The 14,831-nt window shown below is 61.9% G+C and carries 17 protein-coding genes; 5 read left to right on the top strand and 12 right to left on the bottom strand.

Features of this window, described 5'->3' with window-relative positions; genetic code table 11:
- Positions 1-104: 104 nt before the first annotated feature.
- A complete protein-coding gene (locus tag LMG28727_RS25355) occupies positions 105-752 on the top strand; it encodes a hypothetical protein (RefSeq protein ID WP_201645054.1) in 648 nt (215 codons plus the stop codon).
- A 186-nt stretch (positions 753-938) separates the two neighbouring features.
- On the opposite strand, the gene LMG28727_RS25350 is transcribed toward LMG28727_RS25355, so the two are convergent.
- Positions 939-1,790: a LysR family transcriptional regulator gene (locus LMG28727_RS25350; protein WP_201645053.1), complete on the bottom strand. Its 852-nt coding sequence runs from the start codon at positions 1,788-1,790 to the stop codon at positions 939-941.
- A gap of 101 nt (positions 1,791-1,891) precedes the next feature.
- On the opposite strand from LMG28727_RS25350, the gene LMG28727_RS25345 reads away from it, so the two are divergent.
- Positions 1,892-2,275, top strand: coding sequence for a tautomerase family protein (locus LMG28727_RS25345; protein ID WP_201645052.1), 384 nt, complete (start codon positions 1,892-1,894; stop codon positions 2,273-2,275).
- Positions 2,276-2,398: 123 nt separating this feature from the next.
- Here LMG28727_RS25345 and LMG28727_RS25340 read toward each other — a convergent pair whose 3' ends face one another.
- Positions 2,399-3,193: an SDR family NAD(P)-dependent oxidoreductase gene (locus LMG28727_RS25340; RefSeq protein ID WP_201645051.1), complete on the bottom strand. Its 795-nt coding sequence runs from the start codon at positions 3,191-3,193 to the stop codon at positions 2,399-2,401.
- 230 nt (positions 3,194-3,423) lie between these two features.
- On the opposite strand from LMG28727_RS25340, the gene LMG28727_RS25335 reads away from it, so the two are divergent.
- Positions 3,424-4,260: a TOBE domain-containing protein gene (locus LMG28727_RS25335; RefSeq protein WP_201645050.1), complete on the top strand. Its 837-nt coding sequence runs from the start codon at positions 3,424-3,426 to the stop codon at positions 4,258-4,260.
- A gap of 22 nt (positions 4,261-4,282) precedes the next feature.
- On the opposite strand, the gene LMG28727_RS25330 is transcribed toward LMG28727_RS25335, so the two are convergent.
- The 4 genes from LMG28727_RS25330 to LMG28727_RS25315 all read right to left on the bottom strand — a co-directional run bounded on the left by LMG28727_RS25330 (position 4,283) and on the right by LMG28727_RS25315 (position 7,339).
- On the bottom strand, positions 4,283-4,984 hold the full coding sequence (locus LMG28727_RS25330; protein WP_201645049.1) for a sulfate/molybdate ABC transporter ATP-binding protein: 702 nt from the start codon (positions 4,982-4,984) through the stop codon (positions 4,283-4,285).
- Position 4,985: 1 nt separating this feature from the next.
- Positions 4,986-5,660: a molybdate ABC transporter permease subunit gene (gene modB, locus LMG28727_RS25325; RefSeq protein ID WP_201645048.1), complete on the bottom strand. Its 675-nt coding sequence runs from the start codon at positions 5,658-5,660 to the stop codon at positions 4,986-4,988.
- 22 nt (positions 5,661-5,682) lie between these two features.
- Positions 5,683-6,456, bottom strand: a complete 774-nt coding sequence (gene modA, locus LMG28727_RS25320) for a molybdate ABC transporter substrate-binding protein (protein ID WP_201645047.1) — start codon at positions 6,454-6,456, stop codon at positions 5,683-5,685.
- Between the two features lie 181 nt (positions 6,457-6,637).
- Entirely contained in the window at positions 6,638-7,339 is a 702-nt protein-coding gene (locus LMG28727_RS25315) for a phosphatase PAP2 family protein (RefSeq protein WP_201645175.1), read from the bottom strand.
- Between the two features lie 376 nt (positions 7,340-7,715).
- On the opposite strand from LMG28727_RS25315, the gene LMG28727_RS25310 reads away from it, so the two are divergent.
- Entirely contained in the window at positions 7,716-8,912 is a 1,197-nt protein-coding gene (locus LMG28727_RS25310) for an extracellular catalytic domain type 1 short-chain-length polyhydroxyalkanoate depolymerase (RefSeq protein ID WP_201645046.1), read from the top strand.
- Positions 8,913-9,019: 107 nt separating this feature from the next.
- On the top strand, positions 9,020-9,196 hold the full coding sequence (locus tag LMG28727_RS25305; protein ID WP_074766744.1) for a DUF3563 family protein: 177 nt from the start codon (positions 9,020-9,022) through the stop codon (positions 9,194-9,196).
- Between the two features lie 107 nt (positions 9,197-9,303).
- Here LMG28727_RS25305 and LMG28727_RS25300 read toward each other — a convergent pair whose 3' ends face one another.
- The 6 genes from LMG28727_RS25300 to LMG28727_RS25275 all read right to left on the bottom strand — a co-directional run bounded on the left by LMG28727_RS25300 (position 9,304) and on the right by LMG28727_RS25275 (position 14,578).
- Positions 9,304-9,762: a TspO/MBR family protein gene (locus LMG28727_RS25300; protein ID WP_201645045.1), complete on the bottom strand. Its 459-nt coding sequence runs from the start codon at positions 9,760-9,762 to the stop codon at positions 9,304-9,306.
- Positions 9,763-9,809: 47 nt separating this feature from the next.
- Positions 9,810-11,309, bottom strand: coding sequence for a cryptochrome/photolyase family protein (locus LMG28727_RS25295; protein WP_201645044.1), 1,500 nt, complete (start codon positions 11,307-11,309; stop codon positions 9,810-9,812).
- A gap of 240 nt (positions 11,310-11,549) precedes the next feature.
- Positions 11,550-11,969 carry an organic hydroperoxide resistance protein gene (locus tag LMG28727_RS25290; RefSeq protein ID WP_201645043.1) on the bottom strand — a complete coding sequence of 140 codons (420 nt, stop codon included), beginning with the start codon at positions 11,967-11,969 and terminating at the stop codon, positions 11,550-11,552.
- Positions 11,970-12,140: 171 nt separating this feature from the next.
- Positions 12,141-12,605, bottom strand: coding sequence for a MarR family winged helix-turn-helix transcriptional regulator (locus LMG28727_RS25285; protein ID WP_201645042.1), 465 nt, complete (start codon positions 12,603-12,605; stop codon positions 12,141-12,143).
- A 180-nt stretch (positions 12,606-12,785) separates the two neighbouring features.
- Entirely contained in the window at positions 12,786-13,592 is an 807-nt protein-coding gene (locus LMG28727_RS25280; protein WP_201645041.1) for a BPSS1780 family membrane protein, read from the bottom strand.
- A complete protein-coding gene (locus LMG28727_RS25275; protein WP_201645040.1) occupies positions 13,583-14,578 on the bottom strand; it encodes a homoserine kinase in 996 nt (331 codons plus the stop codon). Before LMG28727_RS25275 ends, LMG28727_RS25280 begins: the two co-directional genes overlap by 10 nt.
- Positions 14,579-14,831: the final 253 nt, after the last annotated feature.

Genomic DNA, 14,831 nt, shown 5'->3' with positions numbered 1-14,831 from the left:
AGTCCTAATTTGTACTTGTTGAAGATATTAGTCCAAATATAGATTTATGCAAGAGAATATAATCCCGGCTCGTCAAGAAGCCGAAAGGTCAGGAGAAGCAGGTGATGTGGGTTCGAGCAGTAGCGGCGGCGCTGGCCGTCTGGTGTGCATCCGGCGCGGCAATGGCTGCGGGGTATACGGAAGAGTGGAATCCACCGGAGGCGAGCGGACATGCAGCGGGGAAGCTCGCCAAGAAGAAGCCGGCGGCGGTTAAGGCTAAGCCTCAGACCGGCGCGGGTCTCAAACCGGATCCGAAGCATGCGGCCGGCGGGCCGCATAAGGCGGTGAGGGCTGCCTCGACGACGCGACACGGCGGCGAGAAAACGGCGATGCGCGGCGGCGTGCAAAAAGTGTCGTCGACGGGGACGAAGCACGGCGTCAGGCAAGCGGGCGTGGGCCTGAGTGCGAATGCGGGCAAGGCCAGGCCGAAAACTGCTGTGATGGCGCAGGCGAAAAAGCCGCGCACCCAGCCGCACACCCAACTCGTTCACGCGAAAGTGGCGCAAGGCAAGGTCGTGCGCGCCGATCTCGCGCATCCAGCTCGTCCGCACGCAGTTAGCGTCGTGGCGAAAAGCGGTGCGGTGAAGCCGGCGGGGGCTCACCTGAACGCGAACACGCCGGTTGCATCCGCTAACTTCAACGGCGGCTCAGCGAATGCGTCGACGAACCCCGCTACCGCGAGCAGCGGTTCATTGCCGCCGATCATCCACTGATCAACGCTGACGCCAGCGTCATTGCTGGGTATTGCCGCCGAGCGGTGCTTTGAAACCGCGCGGCGGTCTATCCAGAATTCCGGCCTTTCGCGCTGACCGCGGGTTGGCGGTCAAACCGTGCCATTGCGGTTTTGGGCGATGTCGCCGCAGGAGCGGCGCAAGGTCGAACCGACCTGCCACGCCGCGTCACTGCGACGCCAACCCATTCGTCACCAGCTTCAACGTCTCCACCGACTGTCTGTCGCGCACTCGCGAATGCAGTGTCACGCGGGACTCCGGCATCGTCGGCAGACCTAGCCGCGCGCCGACATCGACGAGCCCGCGCGGGGCCACCCGACGCGCCAGTGGCGACACCGCCAACCCGGCCGCCACCGCCGCGCCGACAGCCGCAACCCCGCCGCCGACGAACACCTCCTGCCAGCCAATCCCGGTCTCAGTGAGGGTCCGCAGTGCGATATCGCGGACATTGCATGGCGGGCTCAGCAGCGCCAGCGGCAAAGGCTCCCCGACCCTTGGCAACCACGCCGGCGTCGCGAGCCAGACAAGCGGCTCGCTGAACAGTACTTGGGTGTCGTCACGCGCAGGTTCGTCGGCGCCATACCGGATGATCACCGCATCGAGCCGGCGCTCGTCGAATTGCGCAAGCAGCGTGGCCGACGAGCCAAGATGCAACTCGACCACCAGCCGCGGATCGTGCGCATTGAGCCGGCCGAGCAACTGCGGCAAATCCGGCCCCGCGACGTGTTCGCTCAACCCCAGCGCGAGCCGCCGACGCTCCACCGACAACGACCCCAACGCGCGCTCATGCGCATTCAGCAGCTCGCGCGCCGCGCCGAGAAAAGCATTGCCGTCGACGGAAAGCCGCACGACGCGCGGCGTGCGCTCCAGCAATTGCTTGCCCAGATGCGCTTCCAGCCGTTTCAGCTTGAGGCTGACGGCCGATTGCGTGGTGTCAAGCGCGTCGGCGGCGCGCGTGAAACTGCTCAGGTCGGCGACCAGCACGAAGGCTCGCACAGCATCGAGATCGAGTACTTTCATTTCGATTGAATATAGATGAAATAGTCAGTGATGTCTGTTTATTATGAATGAGCGCGCCTAAGCTGTGTTTCACCAACCCAGCAAAACGAAGGAGTTTCATCATGCCGCTCACCCGAATTTCACTGCGCGCGGGCCAATCCGCCGAGTACCGGAAGGCGTTGACCGAGGGTATTCAGCGTTCGCTAGTAGAGATTTTCAATGTGCCGAAGGACGACATCTTCATGCTGATCACCGAGCATGAGGCCGCCAATCTGATCTACGACCGGCAGTACCTGAATATCGAGCGGAGCGACGATTTCGTGGCGATCCAGCTCGCGGTGACCAATTCGCGCACGCTTGAGCAGAAGAAGGCGCTGTATAAGCGGATCGTCGATGAACTGGCGGAATCGCCGGGGGTGCGACGAGAGGATGTGTTCATCAATCTCGTTGAGGTCGCGAAGGAGAACTGGTCGTTTGGAAATGGCATAGCGCAGTACGCGCTATGAGCGTGATGACGGTGGTGTCGTGAACGCTTTGCCGGAAAGCCGGCGTTGGGTCGATTGATCGCCATTGCAACTGCATCTTCAATCGACCCGGCCAGCAACGCTCAGCCTCGATGACTCAAGCGCTCAGGCAATCGTATCGATCACGCCACCATCCACGCGCAACGCTGCGCCGGTCGTCGCCGACGCTTGCGGCGAGCAAACGTACACGACCATATTCGCCACTTCTTCGGTACTCGCGGCCCGCTGAATGATCGAGCTACTGCGATGCTCGCGCACGAACTCGGTGGCGACCTGTTCGACGGTCTTGCCTTGCTCCTTCGCGGTGTCTTCGACCATCGCGCGGAATCCGTCCGACAACGTCGGCCCGGGCAAAACCGAATTCACCGTCACGCCGCTGCCCGCCACCTGCTTTGCGATGCCGCGCGCAATGCTCAACTGCGCGGTCTTCGAGAAACCGTATGCAAGCATGTCAGGCGGAATGTTCAACGCCGATTCCGACGAGATGAATACGACACGGCCCCATTGGCGCTCCACCATTCCTTTGAGGTAATGCCGCGTGAGCCGCACGCCCGACATCACGTTGACCTGGAAATAGCGCTCCCAATCGTCGTCTTCGGTGGAGAAGAGGTCGCCGGGTCCGAAAATGCCCAGGCTGTTGACCAGAATGTCGGCTTGCGGCACGGCCTTCGCCAGCGCCTCGCAGCCTTCGGGTGAGCCGAGGTCGCCGGCGAATCCCTGCAGCTTCGCTTGCGGCGCAGTTTTTAGGATAGTGTCGATGGCACGGTCGACCGCATCCTGCTTGCGGCCGTTGATCACCGTCTGCGCGCCGGACGCGGCAATGCCGGTGGCAATGGCGAGGCCGATACCGGCCGTGGATGCGCTGACAATCGCGGTCTTGCCCGTTAGATCGATATTCACTGTGCTGCTCCTTGTTGATGTTGCGGGGCCCCAAGCGTGGGCGTGCCGAAAAATGTAAAGGGCGGAGTGTTCGAAAACGTTTGAAGCGTTGAACGGAAAGTATCCCATCGAAGCGCTTTTGAGGTCGGCGAGTGCACGTCTTCACGTACGCATTTGCGTGAGATGGCGTCGCTATAATGATTCGCTGCCTTTTACAAACTTTCCGCCGCCCTACGTTCAAGCTCTCTGCCATGACATCCGACAGCACCGATCATTCCCGCGAATCACTCGAACTCAGCGGCTCCGTCTGGTTTCAGTCCGGCGAACACACGCTCGGCGGTGCGTCGCGGATCGCGCTGCTGGCGGCCATCGGCGACACCGGCTCGATCACGAGCGCGGCGAAAGCCGTCGGCATCAGCTACAAAGGCGCGTGGGATGCCGTGGACACCATGAACAACCTCGCCGGCGAGCCGCTCGTCGTGCGCCTGACCGGCGGCAAAGGCGGTGGCGGCACCACGCTGACGCCGCGTGCGCTGAAGCTGATCGACACGTTTCGTGCGATCGAGCGTGAGCATCGGCGCTTTCTTGAGCGCGCGAGTGCGGCGATTGACGGCTTCGAAACGGATTGGGACCTGATCGGCCGCATCGGCGTGAAGACGAGTGCGCGCAACCAGTTCTATGGCACGGTGTCGGCGATCACACGCGGCACCGTCAACGACGAAGTGACGCTGACGCTCCCCGGCGGTCATGCAATTGTCTCTGTGCTGACGCATGAAAGCACCGAGGCGCTAGGTCTCGCTGAAGGCGTGGCAGCGTTTGCGCTGATCAAGGCGTCGTGGATCGTCCTGTTCGTCGACGATGACAACGTCGCACCGCTCAGGCTATCGGCGCGCAATCAATTGCGCGGCACGGTGCAGAGCGTGAAGCGTGGGGCGGTGAACGCGGAGGTGTCGTTGGGACTGGAAGGCGGAGCGGTTGTCACGGCGGTCGTCACCAATGCAAGCGCCGACACGCTCGGTCTCGTGGAAGGCGCAAGCGCTGTCGCCGTGTTCAAGGCGTCGAGTGTGATACTCGGCGTAAAAGACTAAGGGTGAAAGACCAGGCTTCGCGTCATGTCCCGCTGCGTGCATAACCCGTGAACGTCTGGGTTTCGCGCACACAGCCGTCGCTGACCTGTACCACCTGATCGCCGAATGCGGCGACATCGTCGGGATCGTGCGTGATCAGTACCATCGGAATATCGAGCCGCGTCTGCAGATCGAGCAATTCGCGCCGCATGCGTTGACGCAACGCGCTATCGAGTGCGGAAAAGGGTTCGTCCAGCAGCAGCAGGCGGGGTTGCGAAACGAGCGCCCGAGCCAACGCCGCGCGCTGCTTTTGTCCGCCTGAAAGCTGCGCCGGATGATTGCCCGCCACGCTTCTCAATTCCAGCGCATCGAGCCAGTAATCCACTTGCGGATGCGCGCGCCGTGCACCGGGATTGAACCAGCCCTGCCGCAAACCAAAGCCGATGTTCTGCCGCACGTTCAGATGCGGAAATAGCGCGAGGTCCTGAAACAGAAACGCGATCCGGCGTGCTTGCGGTTTCAGATCGATGTCGCGCGCGCTGTCGAAGAGCGCGTCGCCATGCAGCGTGATTGCGCCTTCATCGGGGCGCAGCAAACCGGCAATTGCCTGCAAGGTCAGACTCTTCCCCGAGCCGGACGGCCCGAACAGCACGACGCGCTGCGTGGTCGCCCGGAACGACACGTCGAGCAGAAAGCGCCGCTCCGCGCTCTCGAGGGTCTTGCGGATATCGACGGCGAGCGGCATGTCAGCGGGAAGTCAGAAGCGTGTGCTGCGGCACTAGCCGGCCCGCGAGCAGCAGGATCACGACGCACGTCACCGAGGTCACGAGCACGAGGAAATTCGCGGTACGGTCGTCGCCGGCCTGGACGGCGGCATAGACCGCGACCGAGAGCGTTTGCGTGCGTCCCGGCAGGTTACCCGCGATCATCAGCGTCGCGCCGAATTCGCCGAGCGCGCGGGCGAACGCCAGCAGGCCGCCGGCGAGAATGCCGCGTGAAGCCAGCGGCAAGGTCACGCGAAAAAACAGCGCTGCTTCGCTGACGCCCAGCGTGCGGGCGGCGCGTTCGAGTTGCGGATCGACCGCTTCGAATGCGGCGCGCGCGGACTTCAGCACGAGCGGAAAAGCCACCACCGTCGACGCAATCACCGCACCCTGCCACGTGAACACCAACTGGATATCGAAACGGTCGAGCCATGAGCCGATCAGGCCGCGTCGTCCGAGCAGCACCAGCAGGTAATAGCCGAGCACGGTGGGTGGCATCACGAGCGGCAGCGTGAGCAGCGAATCGACCAGATCGCGCGCACCGGAACGCCAGCGCGACAAACCGAAACCCGCCGCTACGCCGAACACCAGATTGAGCGCGGTCGCCCAGCCCGCCACTTTCAGCGACAGCATCAGCGGAATCCACGCGTGTTCCATGGGCTTGGGTTGCGCGCCGGAGTTAGTGTGCGGGCTTGAAACCGTACTTCGCGAGCACGGCCTGGCCAGCCGGCGACAACACGAAGTCCATGAAGGCCTGAGCGTCGGCCGCATGATGGCTGCCCTCCACCTGCGCGATCGGATAGGTGATTGGCGTTTGCGTCGGCACGTTCAGCGCGACTTTGACCTTGTCGGGCATGATCGCCGCGTCGGTGCTGAACACGAAACCGGCGTCGACTTCACCGCGCGACACGTAGTCGAGGCTTTGCCGTACGTTCGACGCCAGCACGGCTTTCGCGGACACCGCGTCCCACACGCCCGCCGCTTGTAACGCGCCCTGCGTGTAACGGCCGACCGGCACGGAGGCCGGATCGCCGAACGCTACGCGTCTCACGGTTGCGGCCGTCAGATCGTTGAGCGTGGCCGGCGCAAAACGACTGTCGGCGGGCACGATCAGCACGAGTGAATTGGCTGCGAAGTCGCGGCGCGTGGACGGCACGATCACCTTTTCGGCGGCGGCTTTGTCCATCGCTTTCTGATCTGCGGAGGCAAACACATCGGCGGGCGCGCCTTTGACGATTTGCAGCATCAGCACGTCGGACGCGCCGAAGTTCAGCAATACCCTGGTGCCCGGACGCTGCTGCTCGAACGCGTCGCTGACGGCCCTGAACGCATTGGTCAGACTGGCGGCAGCGGAGACGATCAGTTCGTCGGCGCGCGCCTGCACGCTGATGACCAGGGAGAGCGCGCTGGCAACGAACAGCGCGTGTTTCAGAAGGCGACGGGACAGGGTCATGGCGGCCTTGAGGTCCGACGTGGAACCGGACCGATGGGTTCGGTGGGCTAGAACACTATCGTAATATACGAAAAGATATAACGCACACCATGACAATTATTTAGCCGGACGCATACACTGGCTTGTGAATCAGCGGGGGAAATACGTGCGGCGTGAGGCGCGAGCCTTGAGGCGTCAGGCGTCAGGCGTCGGACGACGAGTGTGGCGCCAATGTGTTGAGCGTTTGCGATAACGGCGCGATCGACGGACGAACGTCGCGCACCGCCCGCCACTTGGCGCGGATGTAAGGGCGGTCACGCCCGGACACCTTCAGCGCGATGTCGGTCACCCAGCGCTGGGTCGGCACGTGCACGCCGTGCATCAACACTGCGAGAACCAGCATGCTGACAGTAACCGGCAGCACCGACAGACGACCCGGCTCCGCGTCCCACGCCATGCGCACGAACAGGAGCGCGGCGAGTGCGCCGACCAGACATCCGGTGACGGCTTCAGACGGCGAATGCGCGCTCAGTACGACGCGCGACAAACCGACCGCGATACCTGCAGCAAGCCCGACCAGAACCCCGATCAGCCGAACCGCGGGGCGCGCTGGCAGGAGCAGCAGGAACAGCGAGACCGGATAGACAGCAGTGGACAACATGGCATGACCGCTGACGCCGGTGAAATCCAGCTCCTTCACGCCGACTCCCCAGCCGAGAAACGCCAGCTTGGTCACAGTGACCACGCCAATCGCCGCGCCCAGCAGCACCAGCCAGCCGGCGGCCATGCGCCAGGAGTAGCCGACCGCCAGCCAGATCGCAATGGCGAACGCGAGCGGCAGCGTCATGCCTGCGCCGCCGAGGCTGGTGATGGCGTACCACAAATGGACAGGTAAATCGGGCATGGCAGGGTAGCGGTTCAGGCCGCGTGGATTCGGGTTGGCAAAAACGAGGTCGGCAATCATTCAACACGCGAGCGGCGCAAATTGCCGACGCGGAGCGAATCTGCAATCGAAGGTTAAGCGTCAGTATAGACGGGTGTTGCAGCGCGGTCTTGCGATGCGACGCGCATTTCGGGCGCCGCGTGAGGGCTAACGAACAGGTCGTGCTGCGGTTTGACGCTGGAGCCCCGCCAAGATTCGTTTCTCAGAAATTTCGACGGGTAAAGGGGGCGTGGACCTCCAGCATCGCATCTCGAATGATGTTATTGTGCATTGCACAAGATGCGCCGTTCGGCTTTCATCGGGCGGTATTTGTCCCTTTTTGCGAGGTTTTCCGCCGATGGCAAAAAGCCTATCGAAAATCTGGCTGCGTGGTCTGAAGCGGCTGCTGGCGATCCAGACCGAGCACGTTCAGAAGACCACCAAGCGTACCGCAGCGCGTCCGGCGCGGGCTGCCACCAGCAAGCCGTCCGCCAAGGCGCGTCCGCTGAAGCCGGCAGCGGCGGTGCGTGCGCCCGCCAAGCGCGAAACTCCGCGCCCAACGGCACGCGAATCGCGGGTTCGTCCGCGTGCGTCCGCGTGGGCAAGCGGCTCGTGGACCCGCTCGTTTCACTCGGCACCGGCTGCGCCGGGCCGACTGGTCAATCATCTGCAATACGGCTTGTATGTGCCGTCGGGGCATGCGCTCGAATCCATGCCGCTGGTCGTGATGCTCCATGGCTGTACCCAGTCAATCGACGAATTCGCCGAGGGCACGCGGATGAACGTGCTCGCTGACCGCTTCGGTTTTGCGGTGGTGTATCCGGAGCAATCGAAACATGCGCACTCGCACCGCTGCTGGCATTGGTACGACGCCGGCGACAGCGCGGGCGGCGCCGAGGCGCGCGCGGTTGTGTCGCTGGTAGACGCGCTGGTCGCGCAGCATGGTTTTGATCCCGAGCGCGTCTATGTTGCCGGCATTTCCGCTGGTGCTGGCCTGACGGCACTCTTAGCCGTCAATTATCCCGGGCATTTCGCCGCAGTTGCGTTGCATTCCGGTCCCGCTTTCGGTGAAGCACGTTCCGGCATTACCGCCATGGACGTGATGCGCCGCGGTGCGCGCCGCGATCCGGCCGAACTGGTCGACGAAGTGACCGATGTGGCCCTTTATCCCGGCATGCCGGCCATTGTGATTCACGGCGATGCCGACCACGTGGTCGCACCGGCCAACGCAGACCAATTGGCCGAACAATTTCTCCGTCTGAATCGTATGGTCGACGCGAATGGCGCGCGCAAATCCGGCGAAGTGCGCGAAGAGCGCAAAGGTGGAGTGGTGATGCGCGACTACGTGCGCGGTGGCCGGCGCGTAGTGCGGATTTGCCGGGTGCAGGGCTTGGCCCACGCATGGAGCGGCGGTGACGAGGCTGTGCCGTTTCATTCCGCCAAAGGTCCGGACGCCAGCGCGATGATCTGGGAATTCTTCAAGCATCAGCGTCGCACGGGCGCGGGTCAGATCGCCGAGACCGCCGCCGCAGCGGGCTCTACCGCCGGACGGTGACAGTGGAGCAACACTTCGAAATGAATAGTGGCGTAGAGCTAGGGTTTTCCCTATAATACGGGTTATCCCTTAGGAGTTAACGCCTAAATTCATTGCCGAGGTAGACCATGTACCTGCTTAGCCGCCTTTTCCTGTTTCTGACCAAATCGCCCGACCAACTCGCAAAAGAACGCGCTGACGCATTCCTCGCCGAAGCGACCGATCTGTACGATCTGGAATTCCGTATGCGCAAGCTGGATCGTGAAGCGAATGTCCGCCAGCCGTCCTGGATGAGCCAGCACTAAGCTTCAGGTAGTAGAAGTGAAAGCATCGGCGGGTCGTGAGACGCCGGTGTTTGGGCACGAGTCAGTCGCCCATGCTGTTTCGAGCGCTCAGTCGAACTGAAGCCTGCTCAAACAGGCGGATTCAATTGCCATAACGCGTGATTCAACACCGCCGCAAACGCCACCCAGGCGACGTAGGGCACCAGTAGTCCGCCAGCCCAGCGGTCCCGTCGCCAGAATGCGAATGTCAATGCGACGATCAGGACCAGCAGAATCACGATATCGACCAATGCAGTTCCGGGTCGATGCAGGCCGAAAAATAGCCACATCCACGCTGCGTTGAACAGCAGTTGAACCACCCATAAGACGATCGCCGCGCTTAGTCCGTCGCGTTTCCACACGCGCCACGCGGAAATCGCCATCAGCACGTAGAGCACGGTCCACGCCGGCGGGAACACCCAGTTCGGCGGATTAAACGCGGGTTTTTGCAAGCCCGCGTACCATGCGTCGGGCAGAAAACGGCTTCCGACAAGAGCGGCCGCCAGCGTCAATAGAAGAAAAACCAGTAACGACGGCAAACGACGCACGCTTCACCTCCTCCAGTTATTACCAATCAATTGATGTAAGCGAGCATTCACTTGCCGAATCGGGCCAGTGTGCGTGCGCGTGCTTCAGCATGGTCCACGATGGGTTCGGGGTAATCCTTGCCCAACACCACACCGAACTCCGCTAGTCGCTCCGGGCCTGCCAGCCATGGAGCGTGAATCCATTTGGCGGGCACTTTTTCAAGCTGGGGCAGATAGCGTCTGATGAAGCGTCCTTCAGCGTCGAACTTCTCGGATTGCGTGATCGGGTTGAAAATCCGGAAATATGGCTGTGCGTCGCATCCCGTCGACGCCGCCCATTGCCAGCCGCCGTTATTGGCCGAAAAGTCGAAGTCGTTCAGCAGGTCGGCAAAATAACGTTCGCCAAGGCGCCAGTCGACGCCCAGATCCTTCACCAGAAAACTCGCTGTCACCATCCGCAAACGGTTATGCATGTAGCCGGTGCGGTTCAGTTGCAGCATGGCGGCGTCGACTAAAGGGTAGCCGGTACGGCCGTCGCACCAGGCGGCGAAGGCGTCGTCGGCTTCGGGACCTCGCTCCCAGCGCAGCCGGTCGTACTCCTCCTTGAACGAGGCGCCGCTCGCCAGACGCGGATGGTGCGCCAGGATCATGAAGTAGAAATCCCGCCAGATCAGCTCCGATAGCCACGTGGCCGACCCTTTGCCGTCGGGCTGCAATGACATCTCATGCGCGATCCGCGCAAGCGTGCGGATCGAGACGGTGCCGAAGCGCAGATGCATCGACAGATAGCTCGGGCCCTTGGCGGCAGGAAAGTCACGCCGATCGGCGTAACTGTCGATGCGGCTCATGAAGTCGTCGAGCAGACTCTGCGCGCCACTCATGCCTGTCGGCATTTTCAATTCCGCGAGGTTGCTCGGCGCGAAGCCGAGTTGCTCGAGCGTCGGCAACTGACGATGCAGTTTCCGCGGCACCTCAGCCAGATGCTTCGCGTACTTTTCGACGGGATAGGGCTTCAGATCGAACGCCGTCAACTGCTTGAGCCACGCATTCTTGTACGGGGTGAATACGGTGAACGGCTTGTTCTGGCCAGTCAGCACTTCGTCGCGCTCGAAAATTACCTGATCCTTGAACGTCAGCCATTGCCGGCCGGCTTCGGCGAGTTGCGTGCTTACCTTCTCGTCGCGCTCGATCGCGACCGGCTCGTAGTCGTGATTCGTGAATACCGTGTCGATGCCGAGTTCGGTTGCCAGCTTTGGAATCAGATCAGCCGGATCGCCATACAGGACGATCAGGCCGCCGCCGTTGGCGCGTAGCGCCTCGTCCAGTTCGTTCAGTGCCGCAAGAATGAGTTCGATTCGCCGGTCCTGCACCTGTTGATCTGGATGACGGGTTTGCCAGGTATCCAGCAACGGCTGCAGGATGGTCGTATCGAACACGAACACGCACCAGACACGCTCGCAATGCTTGAGTGCGTAGTAAAGCGCGGCGTTGTCCGTGTGGCGAAGATCGCGGCGGAACCAGACCAGACCGGTGTCGAAAGAATCGTTCAGGCGTCGGACGCGTGTCATTAGGATGTAAGTCGAAGATGAGGCGGTGCTATGCGAATGGCAAAGGGCAAAGCGCAAAGGTCAACTGCCGCCACGCGGCGGCACACGACCTGCGTCGCAGATTACATGCCGCGCCTGCAAAACGGAACAGCGCCCGTTCCTGATGAAGCAGGGACGGGCGCTGTTCACGGTGACGCGGTAATGCCACGCCGCCTTTTGCAGGCGAGTGCAAATTCGTCGGCGCTTCGCCGACGCCGCGGCTTACGCAACTTGCAAACGAACTTCAACGTTGTTCCGGGTCGCGTTCGAATACGGGCAGACCTGATGCGCCGCGTCGACCAGTTCCTTGGCCGCGTCGGCGGCGAGGCCCGGCAGCGAGACGCGCAGATCGATGTCGAGCGCGAAGCCGCCCTTATCGTTCGGGCCGATGCCGACGTCTGCGCTCACTTGCGTGTCGGCCGGCAAAGTCTGCTTGCGCTGGCCGGCGACAAACTTCATCGCGCTCAGAAAACACGCCGAATAACCAGCGGCGAAGAGCTGTTCCGGATTCGTGCCCGCGGCGCCGGTGCCGCCCAGTTCACGCGGTGCCGCCAGTTTGACGTCCAGCGCATTGTCCGACGACACAGCACGGCCATCGCGGCCACCGGTACTCGTTGCGGTTGCTTTGTAGAGGATGTTCATGGTGTTGCTCCTTAATCTGGATTATCAGGATTTGCATGCTCGCCGCCGTTAGGGCCGCCTTTCTGGCGGAGTGCTGTTGAAGCGGCATGTCGTTAAGATAGTGCACAAATCATTTGTGTGCAAACTAATTTTTAAATGAACCCGATAGCGGTCTATTCGCAGGCGGTTCCTTCAGTCGTCCGTTTGCTCCATGTAATCGTTGAGCGTTGCGCGCAGGCGGGTCAGATCGTCACGCAGACGCAGCAGGAATTCCGGCGTCTGCTGGGTCGCGCAAAAAATTTCCGCAGGCACTTCGCGCGCCTGGCGTTTGAGAGCCGTGCCGGCTTTGGTGAGGCGGATATAGACGAGGCGCTCATCGTCGACGCCACGTACGCGCTCCAGCAGACCTTGCGCCTCCAGTCGTTTGAGCAACGGCGTGACGGTCGCCGGGTCGAGATTCAGGCGCGCGGCCATCTCCTTGACGGTGACGTCATCGGCTTCCCACAGCACCAGCATAGTCAGATATTGCGGATACGTGAGTCCCAATTTTTCGAGCAATGGCTTGTACGCCTTGGTCATGGCCAGCGACGTCGAATAAAGGGCGAAGCAGAGTTGCTCGTCGAGCGTGAAGGGTAAGGTAGCGGGGCGCTGGGTCATGATGCATCTCGTATAGAAGAGCGTGCAAATGGATTGCGCGCAAACCATTGTGCCGCAAATCGATGCGGATTGACGAGCGTGCAGCGAACCAGGGCGAGAGACGGCGGAAGCCGGCGGAGGCCGCAAGAGCAGACGAGGAGTAAAGGCGGACGCCAGAGCAGCGTCCGCCCAGGCCGCAACTCAGGCCGCCGGTGTAGTCGGCAGATCCGGTGCTTCGGGCGACTGCACGCCGAAGCAACCGCGATAAGTCGCGTAAAACGAGCAATACAGCATGGTCGTAACGATCATGGTCGCCGGCATCAGGATCGCGAACGCAAAGTCTCCGGCGCCCAACGCCTGCATCAGCGTGGAGAGGCCGAGCGATACCGTCATTGCAACCGCGAACCACAGTGCGCCGAACACGATAAATGCGCCACGATTGCGCCAGCAACTGACGATGCTGAAGAACATCGCCTTGACAGGCGGCACGTCATGCCATGCAGCGAGAATCGGCGAAAACCAGAAAATCATTGCCACTGGAATGTAGAACACGAAGGCCGTGATGACCGCCAGCGGAATATTGCTGTTGGCAATCGCATCCTGGTCCATCGTCGCGCCGCCGAGCATGACCTTCAGCAGCAAGCCGCCGTCAGCGAGCGCCGACCCGGCCAGCACCAGGCCCATCGCGACGACGTAAAGCACCCCGAGCACCAGCAGGCGTTTGGCGACGACCGGTCCGTAAGAGTGAAAACCGTCTACCAGAATGGTCGGGAACACCGGTTTGCCCGCAATCGTATTGCGGCACGCTGCCATGAAGCCGACCGCGACGCCCGGAATGAACGCCAGCGGCAACACGCCGCCAATGACCGGAATCTGCGCGACGAGCGTCATCACCAGCAGATAGGTGAAGAACAGCGTCAGGAACGCGAGCGGATTCTTGCGGAACAGCCAGATACCCTGGCGGAACCACACATAGCCGGTTTTCGCGGGGACTTCGATCAGTTGCATGAGGTATGAATGCCTGGATGTGGAACGCCGGACAGGCGTTCGCGCAAAATGCGCTCGAAATGGCCCGGGTCGTGCGGTTTGAGCAGCTCGGCCGCACGCGGCAGGTGAAAATCATACAGACGCGAGACCCAGAAGCGGTACGCGCCGGCTCGCAGCATATCGCCCCAGTGACGATTTTCTTCAGCGGTGAACGGGCGCACGGTCTGGTATGCGCGCAGCATCGCTTCGGTGCGCGCTTCGTCCAGCTTGCCCGTGGCGAGGTCGACGCACCAGTCGTTGACCGTCACCGCGACGTCGAACAGCCACTTGTCGCAACCGGCGAAATAGAAATCGAAGAAGCCGCCGAGGCGCACTTCGTGGCCCGATTCCGGCGCAGCATGCGCGAACATCGCATTGTCGCGGAACAGGTCAGCGTGGCACGGGCCTTCGGGCAAGGCGGCGTAATCGGCAGAGGCGAAAAAGGCTTCCTGATACGCGAGTTCGGACGACAACAGATCGCGTTGCGCGCCTTCCAGAAACGGCAGCACGGTCGGCACGGTTTCACGCCACCACGGCAGACTGCGCAGATTCGGTTGATAACCGGTGTAATCGCGCCCCGCCAGATGCATGCGCGCCAGCATTTGCCCGACCTCGATGCAGTGTTCGATGCCCGGCGCCATTTCCGGCGCGCCTTCGAGCTTGGTGACGATCGCGGCGGGTTTGCCCAGCAGCATGCCGAACAACGCACCGTCTTCGCGTGGCATCGGGTCTGGGACCGGCACGCGATGCGCGGCCAGATGGCGCATCAGGTCGAGGTAGAAGGGCAGTTGTTCAGCCGTCAGCTTTTCGAAAATCGTCAGGACGTATTCGCCGCGCGTCGTCGTCAGAAAGAAGTTGCTGTTTTCAATACCGGATGAAATGCCGCGAAACCCGACGACATCGCCGAGATCGTAGTGACGCATCCATTCTGCTAGTTGGGGTTCGTTGACAGCGGTGAAGACAGCCATGCGGGAAACGTCAGATCAGGTTGGTCGGGCTGGCGCGGTGCGGCCAGTGCGATTTGAGGCAAATTCGGTGGCGATGGCGGCGGCAGATGCGGTTAGCAAATGCTGTGGCAATACGGCGAGGAAAACGCTGTCGAGCAGATGCCCGATTACGGTGTCGCTGGCGAGCGTTGCATATCAATGCCATTTCGCCCGCATGAAGCCCCGCAAAACCGGTTGAAAAACCCGGCCGCCGCTTCGCGACCCTCACGACACC

It is taken from the genome of Paraburkholderia metrosideri, assembly GCF_904848625.1.
Classification (GTDB): domain Bacteria; phylum Pseudomonadota; class Gammaproteobacteria; order Burkholderiales; family Burkholderiaceae; genus Paraburkholderia; species Paraburkholderia metrosideri.
Note: the sequence above shows the minus strand (reverse complement) of the source record. Positions and strands in the feature narration are given on the sequence as shown.